The sequence below is a fragment of the Methanosphaera sp. genome, assembly GCF_016282985.1.
GTDB lineage: Archaea > Methanobacteriota > Methanobacteria > Methanobacteriales > Methanobacteriaceae > Methanosphaera.
Map to the genome: position 1 here is coordinate 1 of NZ_JAEELZ010000078.1, position 12160 is coordinate 12160.

General features: G+C 28.8%; 12 protein-coding genes and 1 pseudogene. 7 read left to right on the top strand and 6 right to left on the bottom strand.

What is annotated here, in order from left to right; translation table 11 throughout:
* A pseudogene (locus QZZ11_RS04455) lies at positions 1 to 230 on the top strand (phenylacetate--CoA ligase); the annotation flags it as partial.
* Between the two features lie 11 nt (positions 231 to 241).
* Complete coding sequence (locus QZZ11_RS04460; RefSeq protein ID WP_292473957.1) at positions 242 to 682, top strand: acetolactate synthase; 441 nt, start codon at positions 242 to 244, stop codon at positions 680 to 682.
* A gap of 14 nt (positions 683 to 696) precedes the next feature.
* Here the strand turns inward: QZZ11_RS04460 and QZZ11_RS04465 are convergent, their stop codons facing one another.
* Positions 697 to 1281 (bottom strand): indolepyruvate oxidoreductase subunit beta, encoded by a 585-nt coding sequence (locus tag QZZ11_RS04465; RefSeq protein WP_292473959.1) that lies wholly within the window; start codon positions 1279 to 1281, stop codon positions 697 to 699.
* Between the two features lie 6 nt (positions 1282 to 1287).
* Positions 1288 to 3147 carry an indolepyruvate ferredoxin oxidoreductase subunit alpha gene (iorA, locus tag QZZ11_RS04470; RefSeq protein ID WP_292473961.1) on the bottom strand — a complete coding sequence of 620 codons (1860 nt, stop codon included), beginning with the start codon at positions 3145 to 3147 and terminating at the stop codon, positions 1288 to 1290.
* Between the two features lie 235 nt (positions 3148 to 3382).
* Between iorA and tfrB the strand changes: the two genes are divergently transcribed.
* Positions 3383 to 4882 (top strand): fumarate reductase (CoM/CoB) subunit TfrB, encoded by a 1500-nt coding sequence (gene tfrB / locus QZZ11_RS04475; protein ID WP_292473962.1) that lies wholly within the window; start codon positions 3383 to 3385, stop codon positions 4880 to 4882.
* A 26-nt stretch (positions 4883 to 4908) separates the two neighbouring features.
* On the opposite strand, the gene QZZ11_RS04480 is transcribed toward tfrB, so the two are convergent.
* Entirely contained in the window at positions 4909 to 5229 is a 321-nt protein-coding gene (locus QZZ11_RS04480; RefSeq protein ID WP_292473963.1) for a YbjQ family protein, read from the bottom strand.
* A 204-nt stretch (positions 5230 to 5433) separates the two neighbouring features.
* On the opposite strand from QZZ11_RS04480, the gene QZZ11_RS04485 reads away from it, so the two are divergent.
* From QZZ11_RS04485 to QZZ11_RS04500, 4 genes are read left to right on the top strand one after another with little or no spacing between them, the layout of a single operon-like run.
* Positions 5434 to 6144, top strand: a complete 711-nt coding sequence (locus QZZ11_RS04485) for an RNA methyltransferase (protein ID WP_292473965.1) — start codon at positions 5434 to 5436, stop codon at positions 6142 to 6144.
* 2 nt (positions 6145 to 6146) lie between these two features.
* Positions 6147 to 6749 carry a dCTP deaminase gene (gene dcd / locus QZZ11_RS04490; protein ID WP_292473966.1) on the top strand — a complete coding sequence of 201 codons (603 nt, stop codon included), beginning with the start codon at positions 6147 to 6149 and terminating at the stop codon, positions 6747 to 6749.
* A complete protein-coding gene (gene glyS / locus QZZ11_RS04495; RefSeq protein ID WP_292473968.1) occupies positions 6739 to 8481 on the top strand; it encodes a glycine--tRNA ligase in 1743 nt (580 codons plus the stop codon). The genes dcd and glyS overlap by 11 nt, the downstream gene beginning before the upstream one ends.
* A gap of 9 nt (positions 8482 to 8490) precedes the next feature.
* Positions 8491 to 9255 carry a TatD family hydrolase gene (locus tag QZZ11_RS04500; RefSeq protein WP_292473970.1) on the top strand — a complete coding sequence of 255 codons (765 nt, stop codon included), beginning with the start codon at positions 8491 to 8493 and terminating at the stop codon, positions 9253 to 9255.
* A gap of 53 nt (positions 9256 to 9308) precedes the next feature.
* Here the strand turns inward: QZZ11_RS04500 and QZZ11_RS04505 are convergent, their stop codons facing one another.
* From QZZ11_RS04505 to QZZ11_RS04515, 3 genes are all read right to left on the bottom strand, one after another.
* Entirely contained in the window at positions 9309 to 9791 is a 483-nt protein-coding gene (locus QZZ11_RS04505) for a hypothetical protein (RefSeq protein ID WP_292473971.1), read from the bottom strand.
* Positions 9791 to 10849, bottom strand: coding sequence for a DUF1611 domain-containing protein (locus QZZ11_RS04510; protein ID WP_292473973.1), 1059 nt, complete (start codon positions 10847 to 10849; stop codon positions 9791 to 9793). Before QZZ11_RS04510 ends, QZZ11_RS04505 begins: the two co-directional genes overlap by 1 nt.
* Positions 10850 to 10995: 146 nt before the next feature.
* Positions 10996 to 12003, bottom strand: coding sequence for an SIS domain-containing protein (locus QZZ11_RS04515; RefSeq protein ID WP_292474015.1), 1008 nt, complete (start codon positions 12001 to 12003; stop codon positions 10996 to 10998).
* Positions 12004 to 12160: the final 157 nt, after the last annotated feature.

Genomic DNA, 12160 nt, shown 5'->3' on the forward strand with positions numbered 1-12160 from the left:
TAATATTAACAAGACCTGATGTTTTAGACCAAATAGAAGTTAAAGTTGAAGCATCACCAGACATATTCTTTGATAATGTAAAAGAATTGGTGGGTATAAAAGAAAAATTAGAACATGCTATTCACGATGAAATAGGTTTAAGAGTAAATGTATCACTAGTTGAACCAAAAACTATTGATAGAGTTGAATCAGGAAAAGCAGTGAGAGTAATAGATAAAAGAAACGAATAGGAAGTGACATTATGGCAGAAGAATATGTTGATCAATTGTCAATATTTTTAGAAAATAAAGAAGGAAGATTATTACACACACTTGATATTATTGAAAAATTAAATATCAATATCAGAGCTTTATCTATAGCTGATACTTCCGAATTTGGTATTTTAAGATTAATCGTTACAAACCCTACAATAGTTAAGGAAAAATTAGAAGAAAACGATTTTATTGTAAAAATTACTAAAGTTTTAGCTGTATCCATTAATGATGAACCGGGAGGATTAAATAAAATATTAAGAGTCCTTGATGATAACAATATTAATTTAGAATATCTCTATGCATTTGTAGAACAAAAAACTTATAATGCAATAGTAATTTTAAAATTAGAAAATATGGATGAAGGGTTAAAAGTATTAAAAGAAGGAAATGCAGATATTATCTCTTCCGAAGAGATTTATTCAATGTAATCCTTCTATTTTTTTTATACACAGGAATTATAACCTTCTTCAAAAGCCACCAAATTTATTTCAATAGATTTTGGAGGTAAATGATTTTTCATCATTTCGATTACTTCTTCTTTATCTAAAGGAAATGTAGAAATTGCAGTAGCAGCACCCAACATTGCCATATTCATTGATAAAGGATGTCCTGCATTATTAGCTATTTCGTTTGCATCGATTGCAAAAACTTTTTTTACTTTGGTTTCTAATTCTTTAATAACTTCATCAATTTCCGGATAATCTACATCTTGCTGATTAATTGTTGAAGGTAAAACTGGAGAAACATTTGTTACAATTATTGAATCCTTATTTGATTTATGTAATGCACGTAATGCTTCTACTGGTTCAAAAGATAAAATAAGGTCGGCTCCTCCTTCCTGAATGATTGGACTTTGATCTTCACCTATTTTTAATTCTGTGGATACTACTCCACCTCTTTGACTCATTCCATGAATTTCACTCATAACAACATTCATATCTTTAGATAATGCAGTTTCACCGATAACAATAGATGTTTTAATAATACCTTGTCCACCTATTCCACAAATATAAATATTATATGCCATTTTTAACTACTCCTTCTTAGATATTGCGCCTGTAGGACATACTTGAGTACAAACACCACATTTATTACACACTTGATCTATTGTAATTTTTCCATCTATTTCATTAATACTTGGACATGCTAATTTATCCACACATATATTACAATGAACACATTTTTCATTATCAACAACTATGTTGTATTTTCTCTCACGTATTTTTTGTTTATTTATTAAATTACATGGATATTTGGCTATTATTACAGAAACACCATCATAATTTAAAGCATCTTTATATACTTCAATCATTTCTTTAACATCTAAAGGATTTACTTTTTTAACAAAGTTTATTCCTATGGATTTTACTAATGCTTCTATAGATATTGCTGGTGCATCATCACCCATACCATCGATAGGAATACCGGGATTTGTTTGACCACCCGTCATTGCGGTAATTCTATTATCCAATATGACTAATGTAAATTTATTTTTATTATGTACTGCATTTATTAATGGAGGTATACCTGCATGGAAAAATGTGGAATCACCAATAAAACTGATAATAGGTTGATTTTCTGTAGATTTACTAAAACCACAACTTGTTCCGACACTAGCACCCATAGACATCAAATAATTTGCCATTTTATAAGGAGGTGCAATTCCTAATGTATAACATCCAATATCAGATGGATGTATACTCTCAATATCTAAGTTTAAGCTATTTATTGCTTCTCTTGCAGCATAATATGATGCTCTATGCGGACATCCAGAACATAAAGTAGCAGGTCTGGATGGTAATTGAATACTAGACATTTCGTTTGGAGTATGACGATTATCTTCAAATGAAATTATTTTTTGAAGAGCATCAAATATTATATCCGGAGTATATTCAAAAGTTTCAGGTAATGTTTTATCTTTTTTACCGTGAATAATTGTATTAATATTATATCTTCCAGCAATAGCTAAAGTCTCAATCTCATTAATAGGATCTACTTCTTCAACAACCAAAACTTCTTTATTTTGTTCTAAGAATTGTTTAACAAGTTGTTCTGGATATGGATGTGAAAAACCAATTTTTAAAACATTTATTTTTAAATTGTTTTGCTTTATAACATCTGCAACATAGTTATATGCTCCACCAGAAGCTATGATTCCAACATCTGCTCCATTGTCAATAATTTTATTTAATGGACTTTCATTAGAAATTTTGCGAATATTACTTATTTTTTCAACAAGATTATTATGCATCACACGTGCTGCTTCTGGAACAGGTACATGTAATCCATTATCTTTAAATTCACCAAAAGTTTTCGTGTTTTTATTATATTCATCTGTTTCCACTATTCCTCTCATATGAGATACTCTTGTAGTTGTTCTGAGAATTACGGGAATATTAAATTGATCAGATATGTCATATGCATAATGTATGAAATCTTTTATTTCTTGAGGATTTGATGGTTCAAATAATGGTATGTTTGCTTGTCTTGCAAAATGTCTTGTATCCTGTTCATTTTGTGAAGAAAATGTTGAAGGATCATCTGCTACTAAAACTAAAAGACTACCTTCTACACCAATATATGCTGAAGTCATGAAAGAATCTGCAGCTACATTCACTCCCACGTGTTTCATGAAAGAAAATGTTCTTAAACCAGTACTTGCCGCTGATGCCGCAACTTCTATGGCTACTTTTTCATTTGATGAAAATTCAAAATAAACATTTGCATCTTTAGCAACTTTAAATAAGATATCACCTATTTCTGAAGAGGGAGTTCCAGGATAAGTTGCTGCTAGTGAAACACCAGCTTCTAAAACACCCCTTACTGCCGCTTCATTACCTAACATGAAACGTTTTTTTCCTTTTTCGGAATTTAATAATTCTTTTATTTTCATAATGAATACTCCTTAAAATAATAAACGTAAAGAAATAATAATTTAATGAGAAAAAAATCTATTATTACTTATTAAAGATTACTTATATTTATATTAAATCAAGTATAAGTATTTATTAACAACTTTTAAAAGAAAAGAAATAAAAATATTAAAATAAGATATAACATTACAAAATGAATTTTAAATAAAAGGTGAAATAATCAATTTATTGCCTAATAGATTGTGGTAGATTATTATGATTACTGTTAATATTAAAAGATACGATCCTGTAAAAGATTTACATTACACTGAATCTTATGAAATTGAAGAGATTGAGAAAATGAAAGTCTTAGATGCATTAGCACAAATTAACAAAAAATATGATGCTGATATTGCATACCGATATTCATGTAGAGCAGGCCAATGTGGATCTTGTGCAATAAAAGTTAATGGTAAAGCTAAATTAGCATGTAAGGCAGAAATTATGGATAATGATGTTCTAGAACCTTTGGATCTTCCTGTCATTAAAGATTTAATTGTAGATAGAACTGAATTAACTGATAAAATAAAAAATTTAAATATGTATATGGCTTCTGAAGACCTTGAAGAGAAAAAAAATAAGCCGGAAATCATTAAACCTGAAGAATATGCTAGGTGTGATCAATTAAGAGGTTGTATTGATTGTTTCTCTTGTATTTCTATGTGTCCTGTAATTAAAAAAACAGATAAATATGTTGGACCTTTCTTTATGAGAGGATTCTCAAATATTGAATTTGATCCTAGAGAAGATGAATCCCTTTCAGAAAAATCTGTAGAAAATGGAATATATTACTGTACTTCTTGTGGAGAATGTTCAAAAACATGCCCTAAAGAAATTGATATATATGGAAAAGCAATTGAAAGATTAAGAGCAAAAATATTTTCTGAAAAACAAGGCCCATTAAAACCACATAAATTAATTAGAGAAGCCGTTCTAAATACCGGTAGAACTGTGCAGCCACAAAAAGATAGTAAGTATCCTGAAGGATTTGTGAAAGAATATAATAAGAACAAATCATCTGAAAAGAAAAATAAAATTGCTTTCTTTACTGGCTGTATGATTGACAATAGATTACCTTGGATTGCAGAATACCTCATTAATGTGCTCAAAAAATTAGGATATGAAGTAGACGTTCCTGAATCACAAGTTTGTTGTGGTTCCCCATTATTTAGAACCGGACAAATAGATATCATTCCAGACTTAGTGAAAACAAATTATGAAACTTTCAAGGATTATGATACTATCATAACTGTATGTGCCGGTTGTGGAGCTACATTAAAAAATAATTATCCTGAATATGGTGTAAATTTAAATGTAATGGATATTAGTGAATTTTTAGATGGAAAATTAAATCCTGATGAAATGAATGAAGTTAATGTCAAAGTTACCTACCACGATCCATGTCACTTAGTTAGAAGTCAGGGAATAAGTAAAGAACCTAGAAATATTTTAAAAAGTATCAAAGGTGTGGAATTCATTGAAATGGATAAACCAGACCAATGTTGTGGTGCTGGTGGTGGGGTAAAATCAGGTAAACCTGAGATTGCCGAAGCTCTTGCAGATGATAAAGTAGATATGATTGACAAATTAGATGTGGATTATGTTGTAACCATATGTCCATTTTGTGAATTCAATATCAACGATTCATTAGAAAAGAAAAAATCAAAAACAAGCGTAATAAACATTATGGAATTGTTAAACAAAGCTTACGAATAAGATATTTTTATCTTATTCTCTTTTTTTTAATATAATACGGCAGTACCATTAACGCTGACTAATATTGTATTTCCCATTGTACCACCAAGATTACTATACTTAATTCTTACATTTATAATCGCATTTGCACCTAATTCTGTAGCTTTTTCTTCCATACTTTTTAATGCTAATTCCCTGGCTTTTTTTAATTCATCTTCATAAGTAGAAGTTCTTCCACCAACAACATCTCTTACACCCGAGAAGATATCCTTATAAACATTAGATCCAATTAAACCTTCACCATTCACTATACCAAAATATTTTTTTACCGTTTTTCCATCAATATCTGGTGTTGTTACCATCAACATAAAAAATCATCCTTAATTAAATTATTTAACATGAAAAAATTTTTTTAATTTTATTTTTAACTATTTACATTAATAATAATGATTTATAAGTATATAAACTTTTATATGAGTTGATAATTATTATTTCAAGTATTTAATGTAAAATAAAAAATAAGAGAAATTTATTTTAAAAAAATTATACAGAAATATATATAGTGATTATATTTGAAAATTTATACTGTATTTGTTGAACCAAAAACTCCTGGAAATATAGGATTTTTAGCAAGATCTATGAAAAACTTTGGATTGAAAAAATTAGTATTAATCAATCCCTGTGAACTAGAAAATAGTGCTTATTATCAAGCAAGTCATGCAAGAGATGTTGTTCAAGATGCTAAAATATATGATACACTTTCAGAGTTTATAAAAGACAATGAAATTACAACAGTTGTAGGAACTACCGGTACAGCTGGAGGTAGTTACAATATTCCACGTATTCCAATAACACCAAATGAACTTGGAAAAAGTATGTGCATTGATGGAAATATTGCATTACTATTTGGAAGAGAAGGTGAAGGATTAAGTAATGACGAATTGGAATTATGTGACATCCTTGTTACAATCCCCACCAGTGAGGAATATCCTATAATGAACATTAGTCATGCGGCTGCAATTGTATTCTATGAAATTTATAAAAATCAAAAAGAGTATCCTGTTGAAAATATGGAAATTGCTAGTTTTGAGGAAAAAAACATAATCACTGAATTATGTAATGAAATTATTTCTAAATTAGATTATCCTGATCATAAAAGGAAAAATGTAGAAATAATCACAAAAAGAATAATAGGTCGTGCATTTATAGCAGGCCGTGAATCAAAAATGTTGCGTGGAACACTTAAACGTATAAATGTTAGAATAAAAACAAAAGAGGAATAAATATGGCAATACTCAGTGATGTAGATATTAAAAAGTATTTGGATGAAGAAAAAATTGAAATTTATCCTATTAAAGATGAAAAACAAATTCAACCTTCATCTGTAGACTTAAGAATAGGTAATGAATTTAAAGGATTTAAAATCATTTCAAAACCATTTATTGATCCTTTTGATAATACAGATTTAGAATCTTATATGGAAACAATTGAGATACCAGATGGTGAACCATTTATTATTCATCCAGGTGAATTTACATTAGCTACCACATATGAAACAGTAAAATTACCAGCTGATATAGTTGCAAGAGTAGAAGGCCGTTCCTCTATTGGTAGATTAGGTGTAACCATGCATGTAACAGCTGGTTATATAGATCCGGGTTTTGAAGGTAAAATTACATTAGAAATCTCAAATATTGGTAAAATGCCCGTTGCTTTATATCCTGGTCAAAGAGTATGTCAAATAGTGTTTGAAACTATGACCACACCATCAGCAAAACCTTACGGTCACGAAGACAGAGATAGTAAGTATATGGGACAAAAAGGACCACAAGTCAGTAAAATTAAAGAAGATTTTGATATAATTAAGGAGGAAAATAATGAGCAATGAAAAAGTAATGAGTATATCAAAGAAAAGAGGAATATTATACCCATCCTTTGAAATATATTCTGGAGTAGCAGGTTTTTATGATTATGGGCCAATCGGTGGATTATTAAAAAACAATATAATGAATTTATGGAGACAATATTACGTTTTACAAGAAGGATTTTATGAAATAGAAGCTCCTACTGTAATGCCTCGAAACACTCTTAAAGCATCAGGACACGTTGATAATTTTACTGATCCTATGACACAATGTTCTGAATGTAAAGAAGTTTATAGAGCAGACCACATCATAGAAGCTGTTATTGACGATGATGTTGAAGGATTACCTGATGAAAGATTAACAGAAATTATTGCAGAAAATAATATTGTCTGTCCTGATTGTGAAGGTAAATTAGACGATGTTCAGAGTTATAACTTAATGTTTAAAACTCAAATTGGAGCTAGTGGAAAACAAATTGGATTCATGAGACCTGAAACTGCTCAAGGAATTTTTATAGCATTCAAAAGAATCAGTAGATTTTACAAGGACAAATTACCTTTTGGAATAGTACAATTAGGAAAATCTTACAGAAATGAATTATCTCCAAGACAGGGAGTAATTAGGTTAAGAGAATTTACTCAGGCAGAAGCTGAAATATTTGTTGATCCTTCAGATAAAAGTCATAAATATTATAAAAATATTGAAGATTGTGAATTAAGACTCTTTAGTCAAAATGAACAATTAAATAATAAAGAACCTATAAACATCAAAGTTAAAGAAGCCATAGATTCCGGTATTGTTTCTAGTGAAATGTTAATATATCAAATAGTATTAGCAAGCAATTTTTTAAGTAATATTGGAATTCCTAAAGAAGCTATTAGATTTAGACAACATTTACCTGATGAAATGGCCCACTACGCTATTGATTGTTGGGATGCAGAAGTAAAAACAGACCAGTTTGGATGGGTAGAAATAATTGGAATAGCAGATAGAACTGATTTCGATTTAAAATCCCATATAGCACACAGTAAAGAAGATTTATCAGTATTTAAAGAATATGATGAACCAAAAACTGTTACTGTCACAAAACCTTCATTCAATATGAAAAAATTTGGACCAACTTTTAAAGGAGATTCACCAAAAGCTAAGGAATTATTAGAAAATGCAAATCCTGATGAAATTAAAAAAATGTTTGAAAACGAAGGAGTATACAAATTTTCAATTGGTGAAAATGAATATGAAATAGATGATAGTTTTGTAACATTTGATACTGTAGAAGAACAAATTAAAGGAGAAAGATTTGTTCCCCATGTAATAGAACCTTCCTATGGAATTGATCGTATAATTTATTCAACATTATTACATTCTTACACTGAAGATATTAGTGAAGAAGGAGAAACTAGGGCATACTTTAAACTACCTGCAAAAATTGCTCCAATTAAAACAGTAGTCTTACCATTAGTTAACAAAGAACCTTTGACCGATATTGCAGAAAATATTGAAATAACTCTTAGAGAAAATGGATTTGTAACTTCATATGATACAAGTGGTACTATAGGAAGAAGATATGCTAGAGCAGATGAAATTGGAGTTCCATTTGCTATTACTGTAGATTATGATTCAATTGATGACAACAAAGTAACAATCCGTAATAGAGATACATTTGAACAGAAAAGAATAGCCATAAATAAAATACCACTTATCATAAATCAATTAATAGAAAATCAGATTAACTTTGAAGATATTGAAGAATGAGGATAGAATATGATAATTGATGCACACTTACATGCAGATTGTAGACCTGTAGAAGATTTTAAAAACATGAAAATTGCTGGAGTAAATGCTATCGTATCCTGTGCATATGATCCATTAGAAATGAAGAAATCTAATGTTTCATTTGAACATTTTGATAGAATCACCAATAGAGAAGCAAAACGTGTTGAAAATGAAGGGATAAAATTCTATTGTGCAGTGGGTGTGCATCCTAGAGCCATTCCAACAGATTTTGAAAAAGTTATAGAAAAATTACCTGAATATTTAGAAAAGAAAAATGTAATTGCTATTGGAGAAATAGGTCTTGAAACTGCGGACAATTTAGAACAAAAAGTTTTTGTTGAACAGTTGAAATTAGCTGATGAGAATAATTATAAAATAATTGTTCACACACCTCGAACAAACAAAGTAGAAATTACTGAAAAAATAGTTAAATTATTAGATGAATATATTAATCCTAGATTAGTTCAGTTAGATCATGTTGATTTTTCTATAGTTGATTCAATAATTGATAAAGGTTATAGTTTAGGAATTACAATACAACCATTAAAAATGTCTACAGAAGATACTATTCAAATGTTGGAAAAATATGGGTACGATAAATTTGTTTTGGATAGCGATATTAGCTATGCCCCATCAAATCCATTATCTTTACCTCAAACTAAACATGAACTTGAAAAAATGAGCGTAAATAAAAATAGCATTAATAAAGTAATGTTTGAAAATGTGTTAAAATTTTATAATATAAAATTATAAAGATAATCTTTATAATCTTTTTTTTATTAAAAAGTAGAGAAGTGAAGAGGAAATTATTCTTTTAATATTCTTATTTCTTCAGGAGTAACTACTATAACATTTTTTGTTGAACCTAATAAAACTACATTTGCATTAGTGGCTGATTTAAAAGCTTTTAATGTAGAACCTAATTTTTTAAATTCAGATACTCTTCTTTCTTGAATATATTTTAAGTCAATTATTGCAGGAACACCGGTTTTATTAACATTTTCTAATTGTTCAGATAATTCATTAATTGTTTTAACTTTAATTAAACGAATCATGTCAACACTAGAAGTTTCTGGTTCTATTAATGAAATATCATCATCTGGATTATTAACAACTATATCATAATCTTCATAATCATCATCATAAGAATTTTCTATTGAAGAGATAACATTATCATCAACTACTTTTTGACTATCATCATAATCAGGTTCCATATTAGATTCACCATCATATTCTCGATCAATTGATTTTTTTACATTTACTGTAAAATCTTTAAATGTATTTTTCATTAGTTTTCCCCCACATAATTTAATACTGTTTCAATTAAACGTTTTAAACCACCATTTGAATCTGTATGAATATCCACTGCCGGTAAATTAAATTCTTTCTCAACTTCTTCTAAGGAATATTCAGAATCATTTCTTCTATTTATAGACAAAGCTATTACTTTTGTTGGTTCTACTGCTTCAATAGCATTTAATTCTGCTCCTATTCCAACAGGTTCTCTAAATGGATGATTAGGCCTATGACATAATACAACTGCATCAGGCATTGCTCCAAACAATATTGCTGCAGATAATCCTTTAGGATGTGGATTTCCTGTTTCTGTTAAACTAGATTGACCTTCTACAAATATTATGTCAGGATCTTCATTCTCTTCCATATACTTTATGGTTCCCATAACTGCTGCTGGAACATCCATAACTGATAAACTACCTGCCCTAAAGTTAATGTCCGTAGGTTTTTCAAAACCCATTTCATCAGTTGAGAATATAATTGATTTTAATCCCATTTCTTTAGCAATTTGTCCTAATTTTCTAGTAGTGGTCCTTTTACCACATTCTTGTGAAGTTCCACCAACAAATATTACAGGTTTTTTATGCAAATATGTAATTTTAGGCAATATTTCAGTAACTTTTTCTGGTGCAATACCCATTACTTTTTCAACATTGTCTAACCTAGAACTTATTTGTTTTACTTTAACATTTTTTTGATTAGCAAATTTAATTATTGCCGGATTTTCTTCTAAGGGTAGTGATCTGAATGAGGTTACAACATTTTGACCCAAATCTATAGCCTGAACAGCATACTTTAAAGCTGCACCTTCAGCCCCTATAGGTAACATGATTGCAACTGATTTAGAGTTAGTTTCATCAACTAATGTTTTTAAATCAGAACCTACAATATGACCACAGAATTCTTTACCCTGTTTATCTTCAGAATCATCCAAGAAACCAGCCGTTTCTACACCACTGAAGTTAGAGAATTTCTCTCCCCCTCCTCCAGCACCTATAATAATAAAAGGACTTAATTCTTCAAGATCCTCATTAGATTTAATTGAATACAAAAAAATCACTTCTCCAAATATTTATTAATAAAAAATTTTTCAATATTATATCTATATATTCATTTATAAACTATATAATTTAAATTTAATGAAAAAATTAAAAAAAATAATAAAATTTAAAAATTATTAAAAAAAAGTGGTAAAAATTAGTATCTAACTTTACCAATATGTCTTGTACTTCCCGGATCTTCCCCATTAAATATTGATAAATGATAAATAAACCATTCCAATGGAACTATTAATGCAAATGGAGTTAATAAAACATCTATATCAGAATAATCTTTTAAATCAAATATAATAGTATTTACACCTAAATTTTGACAAAAATCAATGGCCCTAAGTGTAACTTTATCATATTCATCACCTGATTTTAAGAAAACAACAGTTACTCCTTCTTCAACACGTTCAATTAATCCATGCCTAAATTCCCCTGCATAAACTGGACATGCATGTTTTAATGAACCTTCCATAAACATTGTCATAGCTAATTTATAAGCTAATCCAAAATTTACTCCACCACCCATACAGTAAAATAGATTTACGTCTTTGTGAATTTCGGCTAATTTTTTATTATCTTCTTCTGTTGTTTTTAATAAATTCTCTATCAAATCAGGAACCGTGTATAATTGATTTAATACTTGTTCTGCCCTTTCTGATTTTATCATATTAAAGAATATTGCATATAAAGAAAATAATTGAGTCACATATGTTTTAGTACCCAAAATGGCCTTTTCTTCACCACATCGCGTAATTATAGACTCATCTGCTTCTTTAGCCATAGAACTTTCGGGCATATTAGTAATTGAAACTGTTTTTATACCATGTTTTTTGGCTTTACGTAAAGCTTCTAATGTATCTGATGTTTCACCAGACTGAGAAGTAACAATTAAACCCATGTTTGAACCATTTTCTAAACATTGATGTTCAACAAATTCATAACCTGTTTGAACATCAATTTCAATATTTGATATAGATTTAACAACATCCCTAATAGTATAACATGTAGAAATTGAACTACCACATCCTATTAGAAATATTTTATCTAATTTTCTGAAATCTTCAGAAATTTTTTCTATATGTTCCTTTTCAGAATCAATAGTGAGTCTTAAAGAAATAGGTTGATCCATAATTTCTTGATACATTCCATATTGCATTGCATTTTCACCATAATTAAGATTAATTACCATTTTATAAATCAATATATATTATAATATATTTTGTAAGTATCTTTATTTAAAATTTTCTTAATTTAAAGCTTAGGTATAATAATTTGGATATTAAAAGATTCAATTAATCTTAAAATTACAAACA